Source organism: Luteibacter sp. GL_149 (assembly GCF_057834065.1).
The window spans coordinates 2,778,957-2,804,665 of the sequence record NZ_CM174395.1 but is presented as its reverse complement, the minus strand read 5'-3'; the positions used below and the strand labels follow the sequence as shown (position 1 = coordinate 2,804,665).

Sequence of the window (25,709 nt, the reverse complement as noted above, 5' to 3'; positions counted from 1 at the left end):
GTGGGAGCAGAGGGCTGCAGTGACCATAAAAAAAGGCCGCATAAGCGGCCTTTTCTTTAAAACCCGTCGCAGCTGCAATTAGCGCTGACGAGCCTTGAAACGGGGATTGCTCTTGCAGATTACGAACACTTTGCCGCGACGGCGCACGACTTTGCAGTCACGGTGACGCGACTTCGCGGACTTCAAAGAGGAAAGCACCTTCACGGCCAGCTCCTAAAACTACGAACGAGGGAAAACCGGAATTCTAGCTTAGCCATCGACTTAGCACAAGCCTAACGACACGCGCGATTCCCGGACCGTGCGTAGAAAGCTTTCCAGCACGGGGGACGTATTGTCCGCGCGACTGGCCACTGCAAGCAAGAGGTTGGCGTCGGGATCGTCCACGGGAACGAAGGCGACGCCCGCCAGATGGACGACCCGCAGCGAGCCGGGCACCAGGGCGAGGCCGAGACCCGCCGCCACCAGAGGCAGCAACGCCGTGACCAACTGGGCTTCCTGGCGGATGTTCGGCCGGAAGCGGGCTTTGCTGGCCAGCAGCATCAGGCGGTCGTAGAGGGTGGCCGCCAGGATGCGTGGCTGTGCGATGAAGCGTTCGCCGGCCAGTTCCGACATGCGCAGCGAGGGACGATTGGCCAGGCGGTGCCCCGCGGGCATGGCGATGACCAGTGGCTCGCGATCGATGATTTCGACGTTCAGCTGCCGCGCATTGCCGACACCCGAGGGCTCGGCCCGCAGTAGTCCCACGTCGATCTGGCCGCTCAGCAGGGCGTCGTACTGGGCCCCGGTATACATCTCGCCCAGCTGGACACTAACGCCGGGGGCCGCTTGTGTGAAACGGAGCAAGGTTTCCGGCAACGCGGGATGGAATGATACGGAGACCGAATAGGCCAGTCGCAAGTGGCCGGTAAATCCGGCGGCGGCCTCGGTTACCAGGGTGCGTGCGGCGTCTGCCCGGGAAAGGATCGCCCTGGCCTCGATCAGGAAAAGCCGGCCCGGTTCGGTCAGTGCCACCCGGCGCTTCGTGCGGTCGAACAGGCGCACCCCCAGGTCGCTTTCCAGCGACTGGATCTGCTGCGAAAGCGGCGGCTGCGAGATGTGTAGCCGCTGGGCCGCCTGAGTAAAGCTCAGGGTGTCGGCCACTTCGACGAAATAACGCAGTTGCCGCAGATCGAACATAGTCGGAAACCGTATAAGTATCGGTCGAAATATATATTGGATCGGGACTTGGATCGAGGATAATATTCTCCTCGGCCTACCACCAACCCCTCCCCCTGGGTCGGTAGGTCCCTCGCCCCGCATCGACGCTAATCCGCAACATCCGGCTATCCTCCCCCCCGAAGCCGATGTTGACGCGTCCTCTGCGGGGCGACTTTCTTTTTGGCGCTCGAGCATCTCGCGCCTCCGATACGGTGGACCTTGATCGCTCTGTTGTAGGAGCCCGCTTGCGGGCGAAAGCCAACGGAGCGGCGATGCTGTGCGTGACATCCGTAGCCCACGGAACGGGCTCGCGGATGTGAGCATCCATCTTCCTTGCCCTGTTGGCTTTCGCCCGCAAGCGGACTCCTACAACAGAGCGGTAGGCGTCACCTAAAAGAAGGCCGCCGGTCAGGCCGCCAACGCTGTCCGGAACGAACACCCCGTCGCGTCCCGAACCTTAGCCTCATCGACGTCGGGCGCGAGCTCGATCAGCGTCAACCCACCGCCGTCCACATCGAACACGCACAGGTCGGTGATGATCCGGTTGACCACGGCCTTGCCGGTCAGCGGCAGGTTGCACTCGGTCAGGATTTTCGGCGAGCCGTCTTTCGCGTTGTGTTCCATCACGACCACCACGCGCTTCACGCCAGCGACCAGATCCATCGCGCCGCCCATGCCCTTGACCATCTTGCCGGGCACCATCCAGTTCGCGATGTCGCCTTCGCAGGTGACCTGCATGGCGCCGAGAATCGAAATGTCGATGTGGCCACCGCGAATCATCGCGAACGAATCGGCGCTGCTGAAGAACGAGGCACCCGGGCGGGCCGTGACGGTCTGCTTGCCGGCATTGATGAGGTCGGCATCCACTTCCTCTTCGGTGGGGAAGGGGCCGATGCCGAGCAGTCCGTTTTCGGACTGCAGCCAGACATCGACGCCGTCCGGCAGGTGATTGGCGACCAGCGTCGGCAAGCCGATGCCAAGGTTGACGTAATCGCCGTCGGAGAGTTCAAGGGCGGCGCGCTGCGCCATCTGTTCACGGGTCCAGGCCATCTCTTTGATTCCTTAGCGGTCAGGCGCGCACGGTGCGCTGTTCGATGCGCTTGCTCGGGTTCGGGTTGTGGACGATGCGGTCCACATAGATACCCGGCGTGTGCACCTGGTCGGGATCGAGGTCGCCGATGCCCACCATGATTTCCACTTCGGCGATGCAGACCTTGCCGGCCGTCGCCGCCATCGGATTGAAATTGCGGGCGGTCTTGCGGAACACGAGGTTGCCCGACGGATCGGCCTTCCACGCTTTGACCAGCGCCACGTCGGCGCGGATGGCATGTTCCATCACGTACATATGGCCGTCGAATTCGCGCGTTTCCTTGCCCCCGGCCACTTGCGTGCCGTAACCCGTGCGGGTGAAGAAAGCCGGAATGCCTGCGCCGCCGGCGCGCAGCTTTTCGGCCAGCGTGCCTTGCGGAGTGAATTCCACTTCCAGTTCGCCGGCCAGGTACTGCCGTTCGAACTCGCGGTTTTCGCCGACATAAGAAGACACCATCTTTCGGATCTGGCGCGTTTCCAGCAACAGGCCAAGGCCCGCACCGTCGATGCCCGCGTTATTGGACACCGCGGTCAGGTTGCGTACGCCCGAATCGCGCAGCGCCTCGATCAGCAGTTCGGGGATGCCGCACAAACCGAAGCCGCCGACGGCGATGGTCTGCCCATCGGCGACCAGTCCGGCCAGCGCTTCGTGCGCGGACGGGTAGCGCTTGTCGCGGGGTTGTTTCTTGACGTCGTTCGATGCCATCTGTTGGTCCTTGAGGTCCAGCGTCTGTTCGCCGCCCATGATAGCCGAGCCGCCCGGTACGACGGCGCTACCCTTTAGTCCAAGAGATCGCTGCCTGGCGGCGGGTTCGTTCAAGTCGCCTCGACATCGTCGTGGGCATACTGGCGGTTGCGCTCCCGTCCGCGGACCCCATGTCCCTTAAGATCAGTCGTCGGAGAAACCCATGGTGAGCAAGCAGCAGATCGGCGTTATCGGCATGGCCGTCATGGGCCGCAACCTGGCCTGGAACATCGAAAGCCGGGGCCATGCGGTATCGATCTTCAACCGCAGCCGCGAGAAGACCGAGGAAGTGATGGCCGAAAGCCCGGGCAAAAAGCTCGTGCCGACCTATACGCTGCAGGAGTTTGTCGATTCGCTGGAAAAGCCCCGGCGCATCCTGCTGATGGTGAAAGCCGGCGAAGCCACCGACGCCACCATCGAATCGCTCAAGCCCTTGCTGGACAAGGGCGACATCCTCATCGACGGCGGCAATACCTATTACAAAGACACTGTCCGTCGTGGCGAGGCGCTGGCGAAGAGCGGCCTGCACTTCATCGGCACGGGCGTATCCGGTGGTGAAGAGGGTGCGCTGAAAGGCCCGTCGATCATGCCCGGCGGGCCGCGCGATGCGTACGACCTTGTCGCGCCGATCCTTACCGAAATCGCGGCGAAGGCGCCGGATGGCGAGCCCTGCGTCGTCTACATCGGACCGGGCGGTGCGGGTCACTACGTAAAAATGGTGCACAACGGCATCGAATACGGCGACATGCAGCTGATTGCCGAAAGCTACGCGGTACTCAAGAACGTGCTGGGTCTGTCGAACGACGAACTGGCCGATGTCTACACGGAGTGGAATCAGGGCGAACTCGATAGTTATCTGATCGAGATTACATCGCGGATTTTCCGCAAGAAGGACGACCGGACCGGCAAGATGCTCGTCGACATGATCGTCGATCGCGCCGCGCAGAAAGGCACGGGCAAGTGGACCAGCCAGAGCGCGCTCGACCTGGGCGTGCCGTTGACCCTCATCACCGAATCGGTCTTCGCACGCGTACTTTCGTCGATGAAAGACGAGCGGGTCGCCGCCAGCAAGACGCTGCGGGGACCCGCAGCGACAACGTTCGCCGGCGACCGCAAGGCATTCATCGAATCCGTCCGCCGCGCGCTGTACATGAGCAAGATCATTTCCTATGCGCAAGGATTTGCGCAGCTGCGCGCCGCCTCCGACGAGAACGACTGGTCGCTCGACTACGGCGCGATCGCGAAGATCTTCCGTGCGGGCTGCATCATCCGCGCGCGCTTCCTGCAAAAGATCACCGATGCCTACGCGCACGACGGCAAGCTGAAGAACCTGCTGCTCGGTCCTTATTTTCGTGACATAGCTCACGAATATCAGGCAGCGCTGCGCGAGGTGGTCACGGCCGCGATCGGCGCCGGCGTGCCGGTTCCGGGGTTTTCGGCGGCCGTTGCCTACTACGACAGCTATCGCGCGGAACAGCTGCCGGCCAATCTGATTCAGGCCCAGCGCGACTTTTTCGGTGCGCACACCTTCGAGCGTATCGACGACAAGGGCAGCTTCCACGCGGAATGGGCGCAGGACTAACCCTACATTCGCACGCGATGGATGCGCGTTCCCACAAAGTCATACTCCTACAGTAGAGTTGGGAATCGGCGCGCCGCCTGGGAGGTGCGCGCGCCGCGACCAACGAGGGAGTACGTTGTTCCATGCTCAGAAGTTCTCTGATCGGCGCTTCGGCGCTTGCGGTCGTCCTAGCCGGATGCTCGACCCTGCCGCAACCACGTGACGATGGTTCCTTACAGCGCGAAGCGATTGCCGGGACGGAGAAGCCGGTGCCGCCGTCGCTGGCGGTGGGCCCGGTCAATGCGCCGCGTAACGGCGGGGCGGCGGTGGCGCCGGAGATCGTCACCGGCAGCGGCCAGTTCGTCCGCCCGCAGGGGCTGGCCAAGCCGAGGCCGGTGGTGGCCGGGGAGGGCAGCGTCACCTTCAACTTCGAGAACCAGCCGGTCGAGTCGGTGGTCAAGGCGATCCTGGGCGACCTGCTGCACGAGAACTATTCGATCACCCCGGGGGTGCAGGGCAACGTGTCCTTCTCCACCTCCCAGCCGGTGACCAGCGATCAGGCGTTGCCGATCCTGGAGACGCTGCTGTCGTGGACCGGCAACGCGCTGGTGCGCACGGGCGGGCGGTATGTGGTGATGCCGGCGAAGGACGCGGCGGCCGGCAACCTGGTGCCGAGCCTGGGCGCGGCCGCGCCGCAGGGCGGGCTGCAGGCGCGGCTGTTTCCGCTGCACTACATCTCGGCGGTGGAGATGCAGAAGCTGATCAAGCCGTTTGCGCGGGCCGACGCGGTGCTGCTGGCCGACCCGACCCGCAACGTGATGGTGATGGCGGGGACCCCGGCGGAGCTGGACAACTACCAGCGCACGGTGAGCACGTTCGACGTGGACTGGCTGCGCGGGATGTCGGTGGGGGTATTCAGCCTGCAGCGGGCGGACGTGAAGGAACTGATGCCGGCGCTGGACAAGCTGTTCGGCGACAAGGGCAACACGCCGATGGCCGGGATGCTGCGGTTCATTCCGATCGAGCGGACCAACGCGCTGGTGGTGATCAGCCCGCAGGCGGCGTACCTGGAGGAAGTGCGCGGCTGGATCGACCGGATCGACCGGGGCGGCGGCAACGAGCCGCAGCTGTTCGTGTACGACGTGCGCAACGTGCAGGCGGCGGACCTGGCCGATTACCTCAGCGACATTTACGGCAGCGGCTCGGGCGGGCGGTCGTCCGATCGCGGCGGCAAGGTCGGCCCGGGGCTGACCTCGGGCACGGTCGGCGGCGGGGATAGCGACAGCGACCTGGGCAACCGTGGCGGCAGCGGGATGGGCAGCACGGCGGGCGGCTTCGGCAACACGGGCAGTTCGCTGGGCGGCGGCGGGAGTACGACGGGCAGCCTGGGCGGGGGGAGCAGCGGGACCGGCTTCGGGAGCACGACCCAGGGCAGCAACAGTCTGGGCGGCGAGGACAGCAGCGGCAGTTCGCGCCGGCGCAGCGGCGGGGCGACCACCGAGGACGGGGTGCGGATCACCTCGGTCGATTCGAACAACCAGCTGATGGTCCGCGCGCGGCCCTCGCAGTGGGCCGAGATCGAGCAGGCGATCAAGCGGCTCGATGCGGTGCCGCTTCAGGTGCAGATCGAGACGCGGATTCTGGAAGTGACCCTGACCGGGGAGTTCACCTTCGGCGTGCAGTGGTATCTGGAAGGACTGGCCGGGGGGACCAACGGCTCGGTCGGCCAGCCGGGGAACAAGCGGCAGGGGGCGCTGGGCAACGGCGGCAACGTGTACAACCCGGCGAACAGTTTCTTCTACTCGTTCACCAACAACGACCTGTCGGTGGCGGTGCGGGCGATGGAGACCAGCGGCAACGCGAAGATCCTGTCGGCGCCCTCGCTGGTGGTGCTGAACAACCAGAAGGCGCACATCCAGGTGGGCGACCAGATCCCGGTCAACCAGACCTATATCAACACCACGGGCAGCACGAACAACCAGATCGGCCAGGTCCAGTACCTGGACACCGGGGTGATCCTGAACGTGCGCCCGCGCGTGAACCCGGGCGGGTTGGTCTACATGAACATCAGTCAGGTGGTCAGTGCGCCGGGGGTGAAGGACACCACGACCGGGAACTTCCCGATCCAGCAGCGCGAGGTGGCCACGCAGGTGGCGGTGCAGAGCGGGCAGACGGTGTTGCTGGGCGGGTTGATCAAGCAGGACGAGAACCAGAGCGACACGGGGATTCCGGGGTTGAACAAGTTGCCGATCGTGGGCCGGTTGTTCGGCACGACCACGCGCAGCCGCAACCGCACGGAGCTGATCGTGCTGATCACGCCGCGGGTGGTGAGCAACGGGGAGGAAGCCCGGCAGGTGACGGACGAGTACCAGCGCAAGTTCGAATCGCTGCGGCCGTTGTTGCCGGCGGCAAGCTCAGCGACCCCGCGTGCCGGGGGATCGACGCCGGTGCAGACGCTCCCGGCGCGGCCGTAAGCCGCGCTTGGTCGGCATCGCGCGCCGGCGCGCTCCCAGAGATCAACAGCGCGAACTTTGCTCGTTGTGGGAGCGCGCTTGCGCGCGAAAGCCAACGGAGCGGCGAAGGTGGGATATGCATCCGCAGCCCGTAGACCGGGCTCGCGGACGTGCGCATCCGTCTTCCTCGTCCTGTGGGCTTTCGCACCGCTATTGATCTTTTGCCTGGCACAAGCCCGCCAGCGGGCTCCTACAAAATAACGTCTCGCCAGGTACCGGGTTTTCCCGGCAGCGCGCTCAATCGTCGCGCTTGTGCGACGAACTTCGCTCGCGGAATCTCGATCGCTCCCATGCTCAGCAGATGATCGTTCGTCACCTGCGCATCGAGCAGCGGAAACTCCCATTCGCGTAGCAGATCGCAAAGCCCCACCAGCGCCGCCTTGGAACCGCCGGTGCGCGCACTGAACATCGACTCGCCGCAAAACAGCCGGCCGATAGCGACGCCATACAGCCCGCCGACCAGTGCATCGCCATCCCACACTTCAACGCTATGCGCATAACCACGCGTATGCAGCTCGCTGTAAGCGACGAACATGTCCTCGCCGATCCACGTACCCGGTTGTCCCGCACGTGGCGCGGCACACGCACGCATGACATCGGCGAACGCACGATCGGCGGTGACCGTCCAGCCATCGCGACGCAACTGTCGCCGAAGACTGCGACTCACATGCAATCCATCGGTACGGAACACGCAACGCGGATCGGGCGACCACCAGAGAATCGGCTCGTCTTCGTTGAACCAGGGAAAGATGCCCTGCGAATACGCCGCTACCAGCCGCTCGGGCGAAAGATCGCCGCCAAAGGCAAGCAAGCCATTCGGCTCGTCGAGCGAGTCCTCCGGATCGGGAAAGACGTCCGGTAGCGCGGGATGCAATCGCGGCAGGCGGATCATCGGTCGGCGTACGGCGAGTGCTGCATCAGTTCGTCGCGATAGGCGGCACGCGCCTCGGCTTCATGCGCCAGCGCATCGCCGACGGCGCGGCGAAAACCTTCGTGCGCGATGTAGTGCCGCGAGTGCGTCTGCGTCGGCAGGAAGCCGCGTGCGAGTTTGTGTTCGCCTTGTGCGCCGGGTTCGAATCGCGCAATACCTTCGCGAATGCAGTATTCGATGCCCTGGTAGTAACAAAGCTCGAAATGCAGGCCGGAAACCTCCACGCTGGCTCCCCAGTAGCGTCCGTACAACGCGTCGCCACCGCGCAGGAAAAGCGCCATCGCGACGATGCGATCCTCATGCCGGGCCAGTGCGATCTGCACGCCTTTACCCATGCTGCGACCCATGTACTGGAAAAAACGCAGCGTCAGCGCGGCATGGTTGCCCTTCATATCGAAGGTCGATTCGTACAACTGATGAATCTGTCGCCACGCGGCATCGTCGAGTTCGTCGCCACCGCGCATTTCGATCGTCAGCCCGGATGCATGCGCATGGCTGCGCTCCTGGCGAATGTTCTTGCGCTTCTTCGACGTCAGCGCGCCGAGGAAGTCGGCGAAGTCGACATAGCCGCGATTGTGCCAATGGAACTGCCAGTCCGAACGGGCTAGCCAGCGATCGTCGAAAGCATCGAGATCCGCCTCGGCGAGAAAGTTGGCGTGAATCGAGGACAGTCCCAGCCGGTCGGCTTCGTCGGTCATCGCGGCCGTGAGCTGATTGCGCAGCACTTCGGCGACGGGCGTGTCGGCGACGAGCAGGCGCGGGCCCGGAACGGGCGAGTAGGGCGATGCGACCAGCAGCTTCGGATAGTAGTCCCCGCCGGCACGTTCCCACGCGGACGCCCAGCTCCAGTCGAACACGAATTCGCCGTGCGAATTGCCCTTCAGATACATGGGCGCGGCAGCGGCGAGACGCGAGCCTTCGTAGATCGCCAGATGGTATGGCTTCCAGCCGTAGTCCTCGCGCAGGCAGCCCTTCGATTCCATGCCATGCAGGAAGGCGTGCGAGACAAAGGGGTTGCCGTCCGGCACGAGGCGGTTCCAGTCGTCGGCGACGATGGAGGAGAGACCGTCGAGGAAGCGTACGTCCGTCATGACGTGCCGGTTACCGGGCCCCGCGCGGTGGCGGGGCCCGGAACGGGTCAGATCAGGTTCTGCTGGTCGAGCCAGCGTTCGGCGTCCAGCGCGGCCATGCAGCCGAAGCCGGCCGAGGTCACGGCCTGGCGATAGACATGGTCGGCCACGTCGCCCGCGGCGAATACGCCGGGGACCGACGTGGACGTGGCCATGCCGTCGATGCCCGACTTGATCTTGATATAGCCGTCGCGCATGTCGAGCTGGCCTTCGAAAATGCCCGTGGCCGGCGTATGGCCGATGGCCACGAAGAAACCGGTGACCTCGAGGTCGCGCTTCGTGCCGGTATTCACGTCTTTCACGCGCACGCCGTTGACGCCGGAGTCGTCGCCAAGCACTTCGTCGACCGCATGGTTCCAGAGCAGTTCGATCTTGCCGGCGGCTTCCTTCTGGAAGAGCTTGTCCTGCATGATTTTTTCGGCGCGCAGCTTGTCGCGGCGATGCACGAGGTAAACCTTGCGGCAGATATTGGACAGGTACAGCGCCTCTTCGACGGCTGTATTGCCGCCGCCGACCACGACGACGTCCTGATCGCGGAAGAAGAAGCCGTCGCAGGTGGCGCAGGCGGAGACGCCGCGACCCTTGAACTTCTCTTCCGAAGCGATGCCCAGGTACTTGGCCGTGGCGCCGGTGGTGACGATCAGCGCGTCGGCCGTGTACTCGCCCGCATCGCCCTTCAGGGCAAACGGGCGCCTGGCCAGGTCGACGCTATGGATATGGTCGAAAACCATCTCGGTTTCGAAGCGCTCGGCGTGTTCGGCCATGCGGCGCATCAGTTCCGGACCCTGAACACCCTTTTCGTCGCCCGGCCAGTTGTCGACTTCCGTCGTGGTCATCAGCTGTCCGCCCTGGGCCAGGCCGGTGATCATCGTCGGCTTCAGGTTGGCGCGCGCCGCGTACACGGCAGCGGTATAACCGGCCGGACCGGAGCCGAGGATCAGCAAACGGCTGTGCTTGGGGGTGCTCATGTATAATCCTTCAGGTTTGCTGGCGGCGTGTTTCAGTCGTACCGCTCGCCTCTTGCGGCGTTAAGTTCAGGCCGTATCGAGGTGTGGTGAGAAAGTGTCGACCCGGAAGAATGGGGAAGACTGGCGTGCGATTCAAGACGTTCGCTCCATAAGGTGCCTCCATGACCACACATGGTGGCTAACTCTGTCTTTTCAGGATCGTCACGATGCGTATCGGTATCCCCTCCGAAACCAAAACCCTCGAAGGCCGCGTTGCCCTCGTTCCCGCCGCCGCCGCCGATCTCGTGCGCCGTGGCCATGAGGTGTTCATCCAGGCTGGCGCCGGCTCCAAGAGCGGCTTCAGCGACGCCGACTACTCCAACGTCGGCGTGAAGGTCGTCGCCGATGCCGCCGCGCTGTACGACGCCGGCGAACTCATCGTGAAGGTGAAGGAGCCCATCGAGGGCGACCTTAAGCTCCTGAAGAAGAACCACTTGCTGTTCTGCTATCTGCATCTGGCCGCCGAGCCGGCGCTGACCAAGTCGCTGCTCGACATCGGCCTGACCGGCGTCGCCTTCGAGTCCGTCGACGAGAACGGCGCCCTGCCGCTGCTGCTGCCGATGTCGGTCATCGCCGGCCGCATCGCCACCCAGATCGGCACCACGCTCCTGCACCAGCCGAACGGCGGTAAGGGCAAGCTGCTGGGCGGCATGGCCTCCACGCCGCGCGGCAAGGTCGTCGTGCTGGGTGCCGGCGCCGCCGGTGGCAACGCCGCCGCGCTGGCCGCCTCGGCCGGTGCCAACGTCGTCGTGTTCGACAAGCGTCCGGACCGCATGGCCGAAATGATGGCCCTGGGCCCCAACGTCACCGCGCTGTACGCCTATGAGTCGTCGGTCGCCGAAGAAGTCGCCACGGCCGACATCGTGGTCGGCGCCGTGCTGATCCCCAGCGCCAAGGCCCCGCGTGTCGTAACCGAAGACATGGTCAAGACCATGGAAAAGGGCAGCGTGCTGATCGATATCTCCATCGACCAGGGCGGTTGCTTCGAAACCTCGCGCCCGACCACCTGGAAGGCGCCGACGTACGACGTGCACGGCGTGACGCATTTCTGCGTCACCAATATGCCGGGCGCCGTGCCGCAGACCTCGTCGCAGGCCATTTCGGCCGCCATCCTGCCGTACGTGCAGCGTCTGGCCGCCGGCAAGGAATGGCGCGACTACGCACCGCTCGCGGCCGGTATCAACATCGAAGGCGGCCATATCGTGCACCCGGCCCTCAAGGGCATGGCATGATGCCCCGTCCGCAGAACGAGGCTGGCTGATACGTGGCGCGCAGCGCGAAGGTCGTAAAGAAAGAAAGCAAGGGTGCCGGTCTCAGCGACGAGCTGAAGCGGCGCCTGCGCGAAGCCGGGGCGCTGCTGCTGTTGCCGCTTGCCCTGTATCTCCTTGTCTGCCTGATCAGCTACAACGATCAGGACCCCAGTTGGGGTCACATGGGGCAAGCCGAGCGCGCCACCAACTTCGGTGGCGCGGTCGGCGCGAACATCGCCAACCTGCTGCGCTACATTTTCGGACTGGTCTCGTACTGCTTCCCGCTGCTCCTGCTCGCCCTTGGCGTGCAGGTGCTGCGGCATCGCGGCGAGCGCGACGTGGCTCCCTGGGAGCCGTCGCTGCGTCTCATCGGATTCGTCTTCTTCTTTATCACCGGCCCCGCGCTGGTGTATCTGAACCTGCATTTCCCCGTGCTGCCGGAAGGTCCCGGCGGCATCGTGGGCAAGTGGGTCGGTAGCGGCGTACTCAGGGCCTTCGGCGACACCGGCGCACCGCTGCTGCTGCTCGCCATCTTCCTCGTCGCCGTCACGCTGGCCACCGGTCTGTCGTGGTTCCGTCTGATGGATACGACCGGGCAGGGCGTCGTGCGTTTCGGCGGCTGGTTCGGCGGCAAGATGCGCAAGGCGCCGGATGTCATGGCCGCGCGCACCGCGCGTGCCGAACGCGAAGTCGTCAAGAAAGCCGAAGCCGTCAAACAGGCCAGACGCGAGCCCGTGCGTATCGAAACGCCCGCGCCCATGGTGGTCAAAAGCGAACGCGCCACGCGCGAAACCCAGATTCCGCTGTTCACCGGTCCGTCGGTGCAGGGCGAGATTCCGCCGCTGTCGCTGCTGGACGAAGCGCCGCCGCAGGGGCCGGGCTATTCCGAGGAAACCCTCGAAGTCCTGTCGCGTCAGGTGGAGCTGAAGCTCAAGGATTTCCGCATCGAAGCGAAGGTGGTCGGCGTCTATCCGGGCCCGGTCATCACCCGTTTCGAACTGGAACCGGCCGCCGGCGTGCGCGGCAGCCAGGTGTCCAGCCTCGACAAGGACATCGCGCGCGGTCTTTCCGTGGTCAGCGTGCGTGTGGTCGACGTCATTCCGGGCAAGAACGTCATTGGCCTGGAAATCCCGAATACCCGGAAGCAGATCGTCTATCTGTCCGAGATCCTGCGTTCGGAAAAATACGATCAGATGAAATCGCCGCTCGCGCTTGCGCTCGGCAAGGACATCGGCGGCAAGGCGGTCGTCACCGATCTGGCGAAGATGCCGCATCTGCTGGTGGCCGGTACCACGGGTTCGGGTAAATCCGTCGCGGTGAACGCGATGGTGCTCAGCCTGCTGTACAAGGCCAGTGCGAAAGACGTGCGGATGATCATGATCGATCCGAAGATGCTGGAGCTTTCGGTCTACGAAGGCATTCCGCATCTGCTCGCGCCGGTCGTCACCGATATGAAGGAAGCCGCCAACGCCCTGCGCTGGTGCGTGGCCGAAATGGAGCGCCGCTACAAGCTGATGGCTGCCGTGGGCGTGCGCAATCTCGGCGGCTTCAACAAGAAAGTGCGCGACGCCGAATCGTCGGGCCAGCCGCTGCTCGATCCGCTGTTCCGCGCCAATCCGGATATGCCGGGCGTGGCCGCCGAACCGCTGGAACCGCTGCCGCATATCGTCATCATCATCGACGAATTCGCCGACATGATGATGATCGTCGGCAAGAAGGTCGAAGAACTCATCGCCCGTCTCGCGCAGAAGGCGCGTGCGGCTGGCGTGCATCTGATCCTGGCCACGCAGCGTCCGTCGGTGGACGTGATCACGGGTCTGATCAAGGCGAACATCCCGACGCGTATCGCGTTCCAGGTGTCGTCCAAGATCGACTCGCGCACCATCCTCGACCAGTCCGGCGCCGAAGCGCTGCTGGGTCATGGCGACATGCTTTACCTGCCGCCGGGCACGGCCACGCCCGAGCGCGTCCATGGCGCGTTCGTCGACGATCACGAAGTGCATAACGTCGTCGAATGGCTGCGCGCTCAGGGTGCGCCGAATTACGTCGAAGGTGTGCTGGAGGAAGTCCAGTCCACCTCCGACGGCAAGTTCATCAACGACTCGGGCCTGCCGCAGGAAAGCGACGGCGATAGCGACAGCGACAACGCGCTCTACGACCGTGCCGTTCGCGTCGTCACCGAAACCCGTCGTGCATCGATCTCCGGCGTGCAGCGCCATCTGCGCATCGGCTACAACCGCGCCGCGCGACTGGTCGAGCAGATGGAGCAGGAAGGCATCGTGTCGGCACCCCAGCACAACGGCAACCGCGAAGTACTCGCGCCACCGCCTCCGAAGGACTGATGCATCATGCATGCGAATCAAGCGGGCGCGTTTCGTAAACGTCCCTGGACCCTGCTCGTTTCGGGCGACCTCGAGCCGTCGGCCGAGGTGCTCGACGAAGTCGCCACCATTTTCGAACTGAACCCGTCGATCCCGGGCGTGGAACTGCGAGGCGAGGGCAAGTGGTGCACGATTGTGCGCGACTATCCCAGCGGCCATACCAACGGTATCGACGACGCGCTGCAGGTGATCTTCGCCGAGCAGCCGGAAATCGCCGAGGTTCACCTGTACGGCAACGAAGCCCGGCCGGCCCACGTGGCCACGCACGATGCGCCGTTCTGGCACCGCGACGGCAAGGCCATTGCCGACATCAACGCCCAGATGCAGGCCGGCAAGATATCGCCGGCCGAGGCCATCGATATGCTTAAGGCTTTGTTCGAAAGCGACCGCGCATGATCGCGCCGACATCCCAGAGAACCCATTCCATGAAACGCCTGGCATTGTCGCTCGTCCTGTCCCTGTGCAGCCTTTCCGTCGTGGCGGCGGGCGCCGCGCGCGAGCGGCTGGATACCTTCGCCAAGGGGTTGCATTCGCTCTCGGGCCGGTTCAGCCAGACGATGTCGTCGGCCAATGGCGATCCGGGCAAGACCAGCTCGGGCACCATGGCGCTGGAAGCGCCACGGCAGTTCCGCTGGGATACAACGGCGCCGTACAAGCAGACCATCGTCGCCGACGGCAGCCGCGTATGGCTGTTCGATCCCGATCTGGAACAGGTCACGGTGCGCAAGCAGAGCACCGAGGAATCGCAGAGCCCGCTCACCGTCCTCACCGACATCAGCCAGCTCGACCGCGATTTCAAAGTCACCGAGCAGGGCGAGCGCGACGGTCTGACCTGGCTGCGTCTTACCTCGACAGGCAAGGACCCGCAGTTCGCTTTCGCCGACCTGGGTTTCGACGCCAACGGCCTCGCACGCATGATGTTCCGCGATCAGCTGGGCAATACGACCGACATTCGTTTTGCCGGATGGGTGCGCAATGGGGCGCTTCCCGCCAGTACCTTCAGCTTCACCCCGCCGGAAGGCGCGGACGTCATCGGCGATGCGCCGGTTCTGATGACTCAACCGATCAAGAACTGATTCCGCTTCCCCCTTTAACGGCGCCCGTGCAAGACTGCGCCGGGCGGCGGGGAGCCGTACAGGGAGTGTTTAACGCATGTATATCGTCTGGGCGATCGTGGGCGCCGTTATCGGCGGCCTCGTGGGGCAGGGTTACGAAGGGGCGGTTGCCGGTTTCGCGATAGGCCTGTTGTGGGCTCGCATCGGCGGTCTGCGCAACGACCTCGACGAAACCCGTCGACGGCTCGATCAGCTGAATGCCGCGACCCCCGTCGCCATAGTGCGTCCGCCCGTGGCGCCACCCGTGCGTGACGAAGGCGTGGCCGCCTGGCCGACGGCGGCTGCCGTTCCGCCTCCCGTGTCCGCCGTGCCGCCCCCCGCATCGATACCGCCGCCCGTGCCTCGCCCTGTTGCGCCTCCCGTGCCGGTGCCGGTGGCTGCGCGCGTCACGCCGCCGCCCGCGGTCGTCGCGCCCGCCGCGCCGGTACCGCCGGCCGGACCTTCCGGTGCCGACTGGCTGGCGGACCGTATCAAACGCTGGTTCACCGAAGGCAACGTGCCGGTCAAGATCGGCATGCTCGTCCTCTTCGCCGGTGTGGCGGCGTCGCTGAAATACGCCACCGATCAGGGCTTCCTGAGCGTGCCGATCCCCGTGCGCCTCGCGCTGATCGCCATCGCCGCCATCGCGGGTGTCGCCTTCGGCTGGAAGCACCGCGAATCGCGGCGCAGCTTCGCCCTGTCGTTGCAGGGTGGCGCCATCGGCGTGCTGGTGATGACCATCTTCGCCGCGTATCGTCTGTACGACCTGGTGCCGGCGATGGCCGCGTTCGGTCTGCTGGTCGTACTGGTGGCGGCTATCGGTGTGCTTGCGGTGTTGCAGGATGCACTCGCGCTGGCCGTGCTCGGTCTGATCGCCGGCTTCGCTACACCGATCCTCATCTCCACGGGCAGCGGCAACCATGTCGCGCTTTTCAGTTATTACGCCGTACTCAACGTCGCCATTCTCGGCATTGCGTGGAAGCGCGCGTGGCGTGTACTCAACGTGCTGGGCTTCATCGCGACGTTCGGTGTCGGTACCGTCTGGGGCGTACTCAGTTATCGATCGGAACTGTTCGCCAGTACCGAGCCGTTCCTGGTCCTGAACTTCCTGTTCTATCTGGTCATTCCATGGCTGCATGTGCTGCGTTCGCCACGTCGCGAGCGCGCCGTTCTGGATGGCTGCCTGATGTTCGGCAATCCGCTTGCCAGCCTGCTGCTGCAAGGCGCGCTGCTCGAGTGGCACGGCGAACCGCTGGCGTTGTCGGCGCTGGTCGTCGCCGTGATTTACATCGCTATCGCATGGGCCGTCCGCCGTCGCGACGATATGGTCGTGCTGCGCGAAACATGGGCCGTACTCGCCGTCGCATTCGCGACCATCGCCGTGCCCCTGGCGCTCAGCGCCAGCGTGACTTCCAGCGTGTTCGCGCTGGAAGGCGCGGGGCTGGTCTGGCTGGGCTTCCGTCAGGGCCGTCGACTGCCGCGCTTCAGCGGTGTGGGTTTGCAGATGTTCGCCGCGCTGAGCTGGCTGTGGTCGAGTCTGTTCGACAATCACTACGCGGCAACGCCGATACTCAACGCGGCGTTCATCGGCGTACTGCTGCTGGTCGCCGCCGCCGTCCTCAGCGTGTCGCAATTCGACCGCAAGGGAACGTCGGGCGGCGCACGATTCGCGTCCGTCGCACTCTTCTTCTGGGCCATGCTCTGGTGGCTTGGCGGCGTGTTCGCCGAGATGGTCCGGTTCACGCATTCCCCATTGCTTGCGATACCGCAGGTCTTCGTGCTTCTCGCGGTCACCGCGTGGCTGGTGGCCGAAGGCTCGCGTCATGTCGTGCAAACAGCGCTGCGAGGCGTGGTCACGTACATGGTTCCGTTGTTGCTCGCAGGCAGCGTGCTCGTCGTCCTCTGGACCTTTGGCGCACGCATCCAGCCCTTCGCCGGTTACTGGCTGGCCGCTGTCGTTATCGGCGCGCTGACGGGATGGCGCACGCTACGTGTGCTGGCCGTGCAGACGCTGGCTTCCGTGGCGGCGCATGTCATCTGGTGGTGGCGTTGGGTCGCCACGCTGGTCATCGGCATCGCACTGGCCATCGACACGTCGTACTGGCTGCTCGAAGGCTGGCAGTTGGTCGTGCCGCTCGTGCCGGTGCTGGCGTTGCTCGCGCTGTCGCTGGCATGGCCGCGACGCCTGGCGTTTCCATTGGCGCAGCTCGAAGCGTCGACGCGCAACGCGTTGGTATTTTCTTCCATGGTCGTTACCGGCTGCATCGGATTGCGCGCGCTGTTCGCCAGCGGCGATGCCAGTCCGCTGCCGTTTATTCCGGTGGTGAATCCGGTCGACCTCCTGTTGCTTGCCGTGCTGTTCCTGCTGGCCCGCTGGTTCGTGGATGCCGATACGCCGGCTGCCTTGCGTGCCGCCCGGCCGGTCGCGCTGGGTGCGGCCGTGTTCGCCATCGCCACCAGCTTCACGCTGCGTGCCGTGTCGCAACTGGGTGGCGTAACATGGGGCGGCGAGATTTTCTCTTCGCATCTGGCGCAGTTGTCGCTGACCGTCGTATGGAGCGTGATCGGCGTGGTCGCCTGGGTCTGGGGATCGAAGCGTGGCCTGCGTATGCTTTGGCTGGGCGGCGCCGCAACGATGGGCATCGTGCTCGCCAAACTATTGATCGTGGACCGCGCGCAGCTGGGCAACCTGTTCGGCATCGCCTCGTTCATCGCTTACGGTCTTCTTTGCACCGTCATCGGCTATTTCGCGCCGGCGCCGCCGCGCCAGAGCGCCAACCTTCCTCCGGAGTCGTCCCATGCGTCGTGACCTTCGTGTTTGCTGCATCGGCCTGCTGACCGCTGCCACGGGTGTCTATGCCGCCCCGGTGGGCGACTATGCCTACGGCTACCCGCTTACCATCGAGCCCGGTGCCTCCGCCTATATAGTCGATCTGCCTGCCGATGCGTATGCATGGGCGCGTCTGAATGCCGGTCTTGCCGACGTCGTCGTGGCGGATGCGGATGGCCGCGGCGTTCCGTTCGGACGTTATACGGCCGCGCCGCCTTCGCCGAAGCCGGTGGAATTTTCGGCACGCTTGCTGCCGGTGCCCGTGACCGCGGAAGGAGCCGAGGGTGCGCGCATCCAGCGCAACGCCAACGGCGATATCGTCATCGATCCGGGCAAGGCCGCCGCGTCCACGAAGCCCAGCGAATGGCTGATCGACGCGAAGCGTTCCATCACGCTCGATACCTTGCTGTTCGCACCGCAGAGTGTGGACGCCAGTATTTCGATGAACGTCGAAGGCAGCGACGATCTGCAGCACTGGGACCGGCTCGCGACCGACATGCCGGTCGTGACGTTGAAGCGCGGCGACGATACGGTCGACGAGCGTTCGCTGCGCATCGGCGGCAATCCCGCGCGCTATTTCCGCATTCGCATCACGCAGGGCGAAGCGCCCTGGACGGACGGCGATGCCGCCGCGTCGACGGTGAAGATCACGGGTGAAGTGCTCGATACCGCCGGTACCGAAGACGAGCGGCGCCAGTGGGCGGATGGCGTGATCACTACGCCGGCATCCGTGGCGAGCAAGACCGGCGGTTTCGATTATTTCTATCGCCTTCCAGCGGCGCTGCCCGTCGATTCGGTGCGCGTTGCGCTGGATAGCGACGACAGCGTTGCCCGTTTCGACGTGCATTCGATCGCCGAGGACGGACTCGCCGAGGCATTGGGAGAACTCTCCGTCACCAAGGGCGGCGCCGACGCCAGACCCGTCGTGACGTTCGAGTCGAAACGCCGGCTGACGATTCGTCTGCACAGTGCCGTGGCACTGCGTAAGCCGCCGAAGCTGGCCGCCGGTTGGGTGCCCGATCGTTTCGTTTTTCTGCCCGAAGGCAAGGCACCTTACCGTTTGCTGGTGGGCAGCTATATGGCCCGTCGCCCGGACTACCCGGTGACCGACGCCATCGCCAGCCTGCGCACGGCCAATGGGGACGACTGGAAGCCCGCCGTCGCGACGATCGGGTCGCGCCAGGACGCGGCGGGCCCGTCGGCGTTGGAAGCGCCGAAAGTCCCCTACGACTGGACCAAGCCGCTGCTATGGGTGGTATTGATAGGCGGTGCGGCCCTGGTGGCCGGCATGGCGGTGAGTCTGCTGCGCAAACCGCGCGATACAGCCCCCTGACATATGCCGTTGTAGGAGCCCGCTTGCGGGCGAAAGCCAACAGGGCGAGGAAGGCGGATGCTCACCTCCGCGAGCCCGATCTATGAGCTGCGGATGTCGCGCACATCTTCGCCGCTCCGTTGGCTTTCGCCCGCAAGCGGGCTCCTACAACGATTTAGGCCTGTTGAGACCACGTGCACGACGAAACGGCGATAATGGCCGTTCGTTACGCTACCCGTGCCCGCCATGTCGTCCCAGTTCCGCGAACCCGGCCTTTTTGCCGAACCCGAAGCGCTGAAGCCGCTGGCCGAGCGCATGCGTCCGCGTACCCTCGACGAGGTCGTGGGCCAGTCGCGTCTGCTGGACGAAGGCAAGCCGCTGCGTCGCGCGCTGGAAGCGGGCAAGGTGCATTCGATGATCCTGTGGGGTCCGCCGGGTTGCGGCAAAACCACGCTGGCGTTGCTGGTAGCGCGCTATGCGGATGCCGACTTCCGCGCCATCTCCGCCGTGATGTCCGGCCTGCCGGATGTACGCAAGGCGCTGGCCGAAGCCGAAGGCAACTTCGCGCAGGGTCGACGCACCGTGCTGTTCGTCGACGAGGTGCATCGTTTCAATAAAACGCAGCAGGATGCCTTCCTGCCGCATATCGAACGCGGCGTCATCATCTTCATCGGCGCCACTACCGAAAACCCTTCGTTCGAACTCAACTCCGCATTGCTGTCGCGTTGCCGCGTGCATGTGCTGGATGCGGTCGGCCGCGATGCCATCGTCAGCACGCTGCGCCGTGCGCTGGCCGATAAAGAGCACGGCCTTGGCGAACTGGCACTGGACGTCGACGATGCGTCGCTTGAGCTGATCGCTTCGGCCGCCGATGGCGACGTGCGCCGCGCGCTGACGCTGCTGGAAATCGCCTCCGAACTCGCCATCGACAATCGCATCGACGAGGTCACGCTCACGCAGGTACTGGCCGACCGCACGCGTCGCTTCGACAAAAGCGGCGAGCAGTTCTACGACCAGATTTCGGCGCTGCATAAATCCGTGCGCTCGTCCGATCCGGATGCCGCCGTGTACTGGCTGACGCGCATGCTCGACGGTGGCTGCGATCCGCTTTACCTCGCGCGGCGCATGACGCGCATGGCGGTGGAAGACGTCGGTCTGGCCGAACCCCGTGCGTGGCGCATGGCGCTGGATGCGTGGGACACCTACGAGCGCCTCGGCAGTCCCGAAGGCGAGCTGGGTCTTGCGCAGCTGGCGATCTGGCTGGCCATTGCGCCGAAGAGCAACGCGGCGTACATGGCGTACAACAAAGCCAAGGCTACGGTGCGTCAGATGGGCACGCTGGACGTGCCGATGCATTTGCGCAACGCGCCGACCAAGTTGATGAAAGGGCTGGGCTACGGCACGGGCTATCAGTACGACCACGATGTGGAAGGCGGCGTAGCGCTCGATCAGCAATGCCTGCCCGACGAGCTGGTCGACATGACGTTCTACGAGCCCGTCGAGCGCGGGCTGGAAGCGAAGCTGCGCGAGAAGCTGGAAGCGCTGCGTGCCGCGCGCAAGGCCGCCCGTTCGGACAAGGACTAAGCGTTTCGCTTCGCAGGAATCGCGCGCAGGCACGCTCCCACGGAAAATGCAGAGGTCGATATATCCATGGCGGGAGCGTCCCTGCGCGCGAAAGCCAACGAAGCGGCGAAGCGGCCCCCCACCTAGCCCAAACGACCCATACCTAACCCCCGAATCTCGGCGTACCCTGAGCCTGAAACCCAACCTGGAGGCCGGTCCCATGCGTATCCTCATCGCAGGTCTGATAGGCGGCGTCGTGATGTTCATCTGGGGCGCCTTCGCGCATATGGCCCTGCCCATCGGCGAACTGTCCATGCGGGCCCCCGCATCCGAAGGCCAGGTCATCGACGCCCTCAGAGCCGGTCTCCCGCAACAGGAAGGCATCTACGTCCTTCCGTGGTTCGACATGAAACGCCACGACGACGCCTCCGTGAAGGCTTACGCCGAGCGCTCCGCCGCCAACCCCTATGCCTTCATCGTCTACCAGCCGCAGGGCAGGGACTCGACCAACATGGTGCGCGAGCTGCCCACGCAGTGGATCTCCGACACGCTGGCCGCCATCCTGGTTGCCGTCGGCATGCTCTGGTGCACCCCGGTGCGCCGCCGCCGCGTCATGCTGGCGGTGGCCTTCGGCGTCTTCTCCTGGTTGAGCATCAGCGTCCCTTACTGGAACTGGTACCGCTTCCCGCTGGCCTTTACCTTCGGCTCGCTGCTGGAGCAGGGTTTTGGCTGGCTGCTGGCCGGTGCGGCCATGGCGTGGTGGCTGGGACGCGGCGACCGCTTGCCTTCGTAAGCCCGTTGCGCCAACGTCGGCACCCTTCATAGGCAGCGGGACACGCACAACACCATGGACATGCTCGAAGTCGAATACCAATTCAGAGCCACACCCGAACGCGTATTCGACGCGTGGCTCGACCCGAAAACGGCCGGCGAATGGCTCTTTGCAACGCCAAAAGGCGAAATGCTCGAAGTCAGCATCGACCCCGTCAAAGGCGGTAAATGGCGCATCGTCGAACGGCGCCGCGGCGAAGACATCCTGCACACCGGCGAATACACGCGCATCGAACGTCCCATCATCCTGGGCTTCACCTTCGCCGTACCGAAATACGACGAGCGCCCCGTCCATGTCAGCATCGAAATCGAGCCCGCCCCAGGAGGCTGCCTCCTGATGCTGGGCCACGACGTCCTGCCCGAGGACAAAGAGCGCAGCATCGAGGGCTGGCTCAAGATGCTGAAGGCGCTGGACCGCGAGTTACGCCACTGATCGCCCCGTTCGTTGCGGCAAAGGGCGTCCGACAGCGATAATCCGTGGCTACGCCTTACCCGATGGAACCGACCCATGCTGGATCCCGCTCTCCTGCGCGGCCGACTGGCCGAAACGGCTGAACGCCTTCGCGCCACCCGGAATTTCGAACTCGACGTCGCCACGATCGAGCGCCTTGAATCCGAGCGCAAGACGCTGTCGACCGAAACCCAGGAGCTGCAGAACCTGCGCAACACCCGGTCCAAGGCCATCGGCATGGCCAAGGGCAAGGGTGAAGACGTCGCCGCGCTGATGGCCGAAGTCGCCGGCATCGGCGACAAGCTCAAAGCCAACGAACACGCGCTGGCCGACGTGCAGGCGAAGCTCGCCGACATCTCGCTGGGCCTGCCCAACATCCCGCACGAGTCCGTACCCAAGGGCAAGGACGAAAACGACAACGTCGAAATCCTGCGCTGGGAACTCCCGCGCGCGTTCGACTTCCACGTCAAGGATCACGTCGAACTGGGCGAACGCCACGGCTGGCTCGACGCCGACGCCGGCGCCAAGCTCAGCGGCACGCGCTTCACCGTCATGCGCGGCCAGCTCGCGCACCTGCACCGCGCACTCGGTCAATTCATGATCGACCTGCACACACGCGAGCACGGCTATCTGGAATGCAACGTCCCGCTGATCGTCAACGCGGACAGCATGCAGGGCACCGGCCAGTTGCCGAAGTTCGAGGAAGACCTGTTCTCGACGCACGTCGGCGACGCAAAGCGTTACCTCATCCCCACCGCCGAAGTCGCACTCACCAACCTGGTGCGCGACAGCATCGTCGAAGCCGACGAACTACCCATGCGCCTCACCGCGCAGTCGATGTGCTTCCGTGCCGAAGCCGGCAGCTACGGCCGCGACACCCGCGGCATGATCCGCCAGCACCAGTTCGAAAAAGTCGAAATGGTCCAGATCGTCGCGCCGGAAAACAGCTACGCGCATCTGGAAGAAATGGTCGGCCATGCCGAAGCCGTGCTGAAAGCGTTGAAGCTGCCGTACCGCAAAGTGCAGCTATGCACCGGCGACATGGGCTTCGCCGCTTCCAAAACCTACGACCTGGAAGTCTGGCTGCCCAGCCAGAACACCTACCGCGAAATCTCGTCGTGCTCCAACTGCGAAGACTTCCAGGCCCGTCGCATGCAAGCCCGCTGGCGCAACCCCGCCACCGGCAAACCCGAACTGGTCCACACTCTAAACGGTTCGGGCCTGGCCATCGGCCGCACGCTGGTCGCGGTCATGGAGAACTACCAGCAAGCCGACGGCAGCATCGCCGTGCCTGAAGCCTTGCGTCAGTATATGGGTGGACTCGAAGTTATCGCCTGAGCGGGTACAATCGCCGGGCAGGGCGGCAGGGGCGCCCGGACAATTTGGAGAGATGGCCGAGTGGTTTAAGGCAGCAGTCTTGAAAACTGCCGTAGGTGTGAGCCTACCGTGGGTTCGAATCCCACTCTCTCCGCCATATACAAAAGAAGGGTCGCGACAAGGCATGTCGCGACCCTTTTCTTTGCAGCAAGACGAAGTGCGTAATCGCGAGCATCCATGTTGTTTTTGTCGCGTGGATGCAAACCGAGGGATTGGGGACAGGGGGAGGACGCCATGCATTGCTATATCCATCAGGACACGGCCGCCATCGGTTTGTGCAAAAGCTGCGCTCGCGGCGTATGTAACGCGTGCGCGCAGCCAGTAACCAACGGCATCGCCTGCTCGGATCACTGCCGACCGATCGCCGAAGAACTTAGCCAGGTACAGCTCGTCTCGATCCGTAATCGCGGATTGATGAACGCACAGCGAGGTATTCAGTTGCTGGCAGCGGCAAGCTTGCTTCTGGTGGGGGCCTGGGGCGCCTACGCCGAAGGTAGTCCGATGACCTGGGCGATTGCTGGGCTGGGCGCAGCCATGCTCGTGTGGCAGCTAATTCCAGGCAAACGCCGGAAGAGCTAACTGCTCTATGTATGAGTGCTCTCGAGCGCGATCCCTGTGTGCGCCCAGCGAACGATCGCGACAATATCCAAAACACCCATCGGAAACACCCTTGATGGGGCCAGAAAGGAACCGTCGACCATGCAACACGTACTACTCATCTCGATCTACTTGATAGTCATGGGCGGCCTCGTACAACTGGCAATGCTCTGCCTGCAATGGATCGCGTACAAACGAACGTTCCACCCCAGTCTGCTGATCGCCGGCGGAGCCAGCGCATTTGGTCTCATATACACCGCACTGATCGTTTACGTGATGTTCTCGTCAGCAGCCGTCGAGGTCCGCTCCAATATCCATCTGGTCTCGGTCGTAGTGATCACGGTGCAGGCTCTACTTGGCATATGGGGTGGCGCATGGATTCTCGCAGCATTTGCAAAAGCACACGGCAAGCCAGGGCAACGCGTCAGCGATCCAATAGAACGCCCACCTGTTGTAGGAGCGGGCTAGGCTGCGATCCCCGGGTGCGATCAGCGAACGATCGCGATGATCGTGCAATTGAGCGTGGTGTAAAGCCTTCCGCAATTTTGGATGCGGTAAAGAATCCCCTCAAAACGACCGAAACGGTGGTTGATAGTCTTGGCCGAAAAAGCTTCAAGAATATTGGGGAGAAAGCGACAGTCACTATTAACCCTGATACTGGAAAGATAGTTACGGTAAATCCAACATCCTCCAAGCTAGCAGAGAAGCTTCTTCAGGAAGCCAGGCAATGAAGATAAAAATAACTGAGCTACAGGTGCAATTGATTAGGGCTAGTTATGAAACGGTAGAGGCTTCGAATAACTTGCTAATCGAAGGGGTACCTCCGTTTTTAGAAGGTTCAGAAGAAGAGCTGGGAGATTTTCGGGAGCTCTGCTCGGATGTCCTTAATCGAATTGGATTCGATGAGAACTATGATCTGAACGAGGCGGGCGTCGCCTTGGAAGATCTGGTTGATCGACTATATATATAGTGAAGCCGGGAAGCCGGGCCGGAGCCTGAGGTGGCCCGGCTTTTTCGGACACGTTAATTAAGCAATCATAGCCTCATCATCCACAACCGTCGGCGTTCGATAGCCCAGTGTCTGGTGCAGCCGTTTGCGGCTGTAGAAGCCCTCGATGTAACTGACGATGGCCATCCTTGCCGCGTCGCGTGTGGCATAGACTTGGCCATGGACAAGTTCGTTCTTCAACGTCGAGAAGAAGCTTTCCGCGCACGCATTGTCGTAGCAGTCGCCGTGTCGACTCATGCTGGGAAGTAGGCCGTGACTGGCCATCAGGCGACGGTAATTGCCCGAGCTATACAGCATGCCGCGATCGGTGTGATGGATGCGGCCTGCAGCTGGCTGTCGATGCGACGTCCCCCCAGATTTGAGTAGCGCGCCGGTTTCGAGTTCAATCCCCCACGAGAAGGAGATTGGACGTGAAGAAGCGTTTTACCGACGAGCAGATCATCGGCTTCCTGCGCGAAGCCGAGGCTGGCGTGCCCGTCAAGGAGCTCTGCCGCAAGCATGGCTTCAGCGAGGCGTCGTACTACCTCTGGCGTAGCAAGTTTGGCGGCATGAGCGTGCCTGAGGCTAAACGGCTGAAGGATCTCGAGGCGGAGAACGGCCGCTTGAAGAAGCTGCTAGCCGAGCAGCTTCTGGAGAACGAAGTCATCAAGGATGCCCTGCGAAAAAAATGGTGAGCGCACCGGACCGCCGCGAGCTGGTGCGCTACCTGATCGGCCGGGAATTGAGTGAGCGCCGATCGCAGCCCGAGAAGCCCGTTTCTTGGGCAAACGACGGCGTGGCGAGGGTGGCCAAGACCAGCCCAGCCAGAAGAGTTACTAGCCAGAGCCCGGCTGGCGGTGCA

The 25,709-nt window shown here is 63.9% G+C and carries 22 protein-coding genes, 1 tRNA gene and 1 pseudogene; 16 read left to right on the top strand and 8 right to left on the bottom strand.

All coding sequences use genetic code 11. The features are described 5' to 3' along the window. Window positions 1–78: 78 nt before the first annotated feature. From ykgO to AC3IR3_RS12375, 4 genes are all read right to left on the bottom strand, one after another. Window positions 79–204 (bottom strand): type B 50S ribosomal protein L36, encoded by a 126-nt coding sequence (gene ykgO, locus AC3IR3_RS12390; RefSeq protein ID WP_029213509.1) that lies wholly within the window; start codon window positions 202–204, stop codon window positions 79–81. 57 nt (window positions 205–261) lie between these two features. Next, on the bottom strand, window positions 262–1,176 hold the full coding sequence (locus AC3IR3_RS12385) for a LysR family transcriptional regulator (protein ID WP_489192495.1): 915 nt from the start codon (window positions 1,174–1,176) through the stop codon (window positions 262–264). A gap of 429 nt (window positions 1,177–1,605) precedes the next feature. Further along, window positions 1,606–2,247, bottom strand: a complete 642-nt coding sequence (locus tag AC3IR3_RS12380) for a 3-oxoacid CoA-transferase subunit B (protein ID WP_489192493.1) — start codon at window positions 2,245–2,247, stop codon at window positions 1,606–1,608. 19 nt (window positions 2,248–2,266) lie between these two features. Further along, window positions 2,267–2,992: a CoA transferase subunit A gene (locus AC3IR3_RS12375; protein WP_489196927.1), complete on the bottom strand. Its 726-nt coding sequence runs from the start codon at window positions 2,990–2,992 to the stop codon at window positions 2,267–2,269. A 202-nt stretch (window positions 2,993–3,194) separates the two neighbouring features. On the opposite strand from AC3IR3_RS12375, the gene gndA reads away from it, so the two are divergent. Continuing rightward, the gene (gene gndA, locus AC3IR3_RS12370) at window positions 3,195–4,613 is read left to right on the top strand and encodes an NADP-dependent phosphogluconate dehydrogenase (RefSeq protein ID WP_489192491.1); all 1,419 of its coding nucleotides are present in this window, start codon (window positions 3,195–3,197) and stop codon (window positions 4,611–4,613) included. A gap of 122 nt (window positions 4,614–4,735) precedes the next feature. After that, window positions 4,736–7,066, top strand: coding sequence for a type II secretion system secretin GspD (gspD, locus tag AC3IR3_RS12365; RefSeq protein WP_489192489.1), 2,331 nt, complete (start codon window positions 4,736–4,738; stop codon window positions 7,064–7,066). Window positions 7,067–7,295: 229 nt separating this feature from the next. Here the strand turns inward: gspD and aat are convergent, their stop codons facing one another. Genes aat through trxB form a run of 3 tightly spaced genes read right to left on the bottom strand, consistent with a single transcriptional unit; the run spans window position 7,296 to window position 10,134 of the window. Then, a complete protein-coding gene (gene aat / locus AC3IR3_RS12360; protein ID WP_489192487.1) occupies window positions 7,296–7,997 on the bottom strand; it encodes a leucyl/phenylalanyl-tRNA--protein transferase in 702 nt (233 codons plus the stop codon). Further along, window positions 7,994–9,127 (bottom strand): GNAT family N-acetyltransferase, encoded by a 1,134-nt coding sequence (locus tag AC3IR3_RS12355; protein ID WP_489192485.1) that lies wholly within the window; start codon window positions 9,125–9,127, stop codon window positions 7,994–7,996. The genes aat and AC3IR3_RS12355 overlap by 4 nt, the downstream gene beginning before the upstream one ends. Window positions 9,128–9,174: 47 nt before the next feature. Beyond that, window positions 9,175–10,134 carry a thioredoxin-disulfide reductase gene (trxB, locus tag AC3IR3_RS12350; RefSeq protein ID WP_489192483.1) on the bottom strand — a complete coding sequence of 320 codons (960 nt, stop codon included), beginning with the start codon at window positions 10,132–10,134 and terminating at the stop codon, window positions 9,175–9,177. A gap of 206 nt (window positions 10,135–10,340) precedes the next feature. On the opposite strand from trxB, the gene ald reads away from it, so the two are divergent. The 13 genes from ald to AC3IR3_RS12285 all read left to right on the top strand — a co-directional run bounded on the left by ald (window position 10,341) and on the right by AC3IR3_RS12285 (window position 24,327). Then, the gene (gene ald / locus AC3IR3_RS12345; protein ID WP_132144716.1) at window positions 10,341–11,405 is read left to right on the top strand and encodes an alanine dehydrogenase; all 1,065 of its coding nucleotides are present in this window, start codon (window positions 10,341–10,343) and stop codon (window positions 11,403–11,405) included. Between the two features lie 32 nt (window positions 11,406–11,437). Next, window positions 11,438–13,765, top strand: coding sequence for a DNA translocase FtsK (locus AC3IR3_RS12340; protein ID WP_489192481.1), 2,328 nt, complete (start codon window positions 11,438–11,440; stop codon window positions 13,763–13,765). 6 nt (window positions 13,766–13,771) lie between these two features. After that, window positions 13,772–14,200, top strand: coding sequence for a hypothetical protein (locus AC3IR3_RS12335; RefSeq protein ID WP_132144720.1), 429 nt, complete (start codon window positions 13,772–13,774; stop codon window positions 14,198–14,200). 29 nt (window positions 14,201–14,229) lie between these two features. Continuing rightward, the gene (gene lolA / locus AC3IR3_RS12330; protein ID WP_489192480.1) at window positions 14,230–14,880 is read left to right on the top strand and encodes an outer membrane lipoprotein periplasmic chaperone LolA; all 651 of its coding nucleotides are present in this window, start codon (window positions 14,230–14,232) and stop codon (window positions 14,878–14,880) included. Window positions 14,881–14,956: 76 nt separating this feature from the next. Then, window positions 14,957–17,707, top strand: a complete 2,751-nt coding sequence (locus AC3IR3_RS12325; RefSeq protein WP_489192479.1) for a DUF2339 domain-containing protein — start codon at window positions 14,957–14,959, stop codon at window positions 17,705–17,707. Further along, complete coding sequence (locus AC3IR3_RS12320; RefSeq protein ID WP_489192478.1) at window positions 17,697–19,061, top strand: DUF3999 family protein; 1,365 nt, start codon at window positions 17,697–17,699, stop codon at window positions 19,059–19,061. Before AC3IR3_RS12325 ends, AC3IR3_RS12320 begins: the two co-directional genes overlap by 11 nt. 225 nt (window positions 19,062–19,286) lie before the next feature. Continuing rightward, entirely contained in the window at window positions 19,287–20,624 is a 1,338-nt protein-coding gene (locus tag AC3IR3_RS12315) for a replication-associated recombination protein A (protein WP_489192477.1), read from the top strand. A gap of 199 nt (window positions 20,625–20,823) precedes the next feature. Then, window positions 20,824–21,396, top strand: coding sequence for a hypothetical protein (locus AC3IR3_RS12310; protein ID WP_489192476.1), 573 nt, complete (start codon window positions 20,824–20,826; stop codon window positions 21,394–21,396). Between the two features lie 54 nt (window positions 21,397–21,450). After that, window positions 21,451–21,867 carry an SRPBCC family protein gene (locus AC3IR3_RS12305; RefSeq protein WP_489192475.1) on the top strand — a complete coding sequence of 139 codons (417 nt, stop codon included), beginning with the start codon at window positions 21,451–21,453 and terminating at the stop codon, window positions 21,865–21,867. 75 nt (window positions 21,868–21,942) lie between these two features. Further along, window positions 21,943–23,223 (top strand): serine--tRNA ligase, encoded by a 1,281-nt coding sequence (gene serS, locus AC3IR3_RS12300; protein WP_489192474.1) that lies wholly within the window; start codon window positions 21,943–21,945, stop codon window positions 23,221–23,223. A 46-nt stretch (window positions 23,224–23,269) separates the two neighbouring features. Then, window positions 23,270–23,359 (top strand) — tRNA-Ser (locus AC3IR3_RS12295). 137 nt (window positions 23,360–23,496) lie between these two features. Then, window positions 23,497–23,841: a hypothetical protein gene (locus AC3IR3_RS12290; RefSeq protein ID WP_489192473.1), complete on the top strand. Its 345-nt coding sequence runs from the start codon at window positions 23,497–23,499 to the stop codon at window positions 23,839–23,841. A 120-nt stretch (window positions 23,842–23,961) separates the two neighbouring features. Continuing rightward, complete coding sequence (locus AC3IR3_RS12285) at window positions 23,962–24,327, top strand: hypothetical protein (RefSeq protein ID WP_489192471.1); 366 nt, start codon at window positions 23,962–23,964, stop codon at window positions 24,325–24,327. 559 nt (window positions 24,328–24,886) lie between these two features. Here AC3IR3_RS12285 and AC3IR3_RS12280 read toward each other — a convergent pair. Further along, window positions 24,887–25,165, bottom strand: a complete 279-nt coding sequence (locus AC3IR3_RS12280; protein WP_489192469.1) for an integrase core domain-containing protein — start codon at window positions 25,163–25,165, stop codon at window positions 24,887–24,889. Window positions 25,166–25,278: 113 nt separating this feature from the next. Between AC3IR3_RS12280 and AC3IR3_RS12275 the strand changes: the two are divergent. Then, window positions 25,279–25,607, top strand: a pseudogene (locus tag AC3IR3_RS12275) (transposase); the annotation flags it as partial. Between the last annotated feature and the right edge of the window lie 102 nt (window positions 25,608–25,709).

Bases quoted from the DNA above. Each gene is read 5' to 3' on its own strand.
- lolA (WP_489192480.1), top strand. From the start codon at position 14,230: ATGAAACGCCTGGCATTGTCGCTCGTCCTGTCCCTGTGCAGCCTTTCC.
- AC3IR3_RS12385 (WP_489192495.1), bottom strand. From the start codon at position 1,176: ATGTTCGATCTGCGGCAACTGCGTTATTTCGTCGAAGTGGCCGACACC.
- trxB (WP_489192483.1), bottom strand. From the start codon at position 10,134: ATGAGCACCCCCAAGCACAGCCGTTTGCTGATCCTCGGCTCCGGTCCG.
- AC3IR3_RS12380 (WP_489192493.1), bottom strand. From the start codon at position 2,247: ATGGCCTGGACCCGTGAACAGATGGCGCAGCGCGCCGCCCTTGAACTC.
- AC3IR3_RS12280 (WP_489192469.1), bottom strand. From the start codon at position 25,165: ATGCTGTATAGCTCGGGCAATTACCGTCGCCTGATGGCCAGTCACGGC.
- AC3IR3_RS12355 (WP_489192485.1), bottom strand. From the start codon at position 9,127: ATGACGGACGTACGCTTCCTCGACGGTCTCTCCTCCATCGTCGCCGAC.
- AC3IR3_RS12325 (WP_489192479.1), top strand. From the start codon at position 14,957: ATGTATATCGTCTGGGCGATCGTGGGCGCCGTTATCGGCGGCCTCGTG.
- aat (WP_489192487.1), bottom strand. From the start codon at position 7,997: ATGATCCGCCTGCCGCGATTGCATCCCGCGCTACCGGACGTCTTTCCC.
- AC3IR3_RS12320 (WP_489192478.1), top strand. From the start codon at position 17,697: ATGCGTCGTGACCTTCGTGTTTGCTGCATCGGCCTGCTGACCGCTGCC.
- gspD (WP_489192489.1), top strand. From the start codon at position 4,736: ATGCTCAGAAGTTCTCTGATCGGCGCTTCGGCGCTTGCGGTCGTCCTA.
- AC3IR3_RS12285 (WP_489192471.1), top strand. From the start codon at position 23,962: ATGCAACACGTACTACTCATCTCGATCTACTTGATAGTCATGGGCGGC.
- AC3IR3_RS12335 (WP_132144720.1), top strand. From the start codon at position 13,772: ATGCATGCGAATCAAGCGGGCGCGTTTCGTAAACGTCCCTGGACCCTG.
- AC3IR3_RS12290 (WP_489192473.1), top strand. From the start codon at position 23,497: ATGCATTGCTATATCCATCAGGACACGGCCGCCATCGGTTTGTGCAAA.
- AC3IR3_RS12375 (WP_489196927.1), bottom strand. From the start codon at position 2,992: ATGGCATCGAACGACGTCAAGAAACAACCCCGCGACAAGCGCTACCCG.
- AC3IR3_RS12305 (WP_489192475.1), top strand. From the start codon at position 21,451: ATGGACATGCTCGAAGTCGAATACCAATTCAGAGCCACACCCGAACGC.
- AC3IR3_RS12315 (WP_489192477.1), top strand. From the start codon at position 19,287: ATGTCGTCCCAGTTCCGCGAACCCGGCCTTTTTGCCGAACCCGAAGCG.
- ald (WP_132144716.1), top strand. From the start codon at position 10,341: ATGCGTATCGGTATCCCCTCCGAAACCAAAACCCTCGAAGGCCGCGTT.
- AC3IR3_RS12310 (WP_489192476.1), top strand. From the start codon at position 20,824: ATGCGTATCCTCATCGCAGGTCTGATAGGCGGCGTCGTGATGTTCATC.
- serS (WP_489192474.1), top strand. From the start codon at position 21,943: ATGCTGGATCCCGCTCTCCTGCGCGGCCGACTGGCCGAAACGGCTGAA.
- gndA (WP_489192491.1), top strand. From the start codon at position 3,195: ATGGTGAGCAAGCAGCAGATCGGCGTTATCGGCATGGCCGTCATGGGC.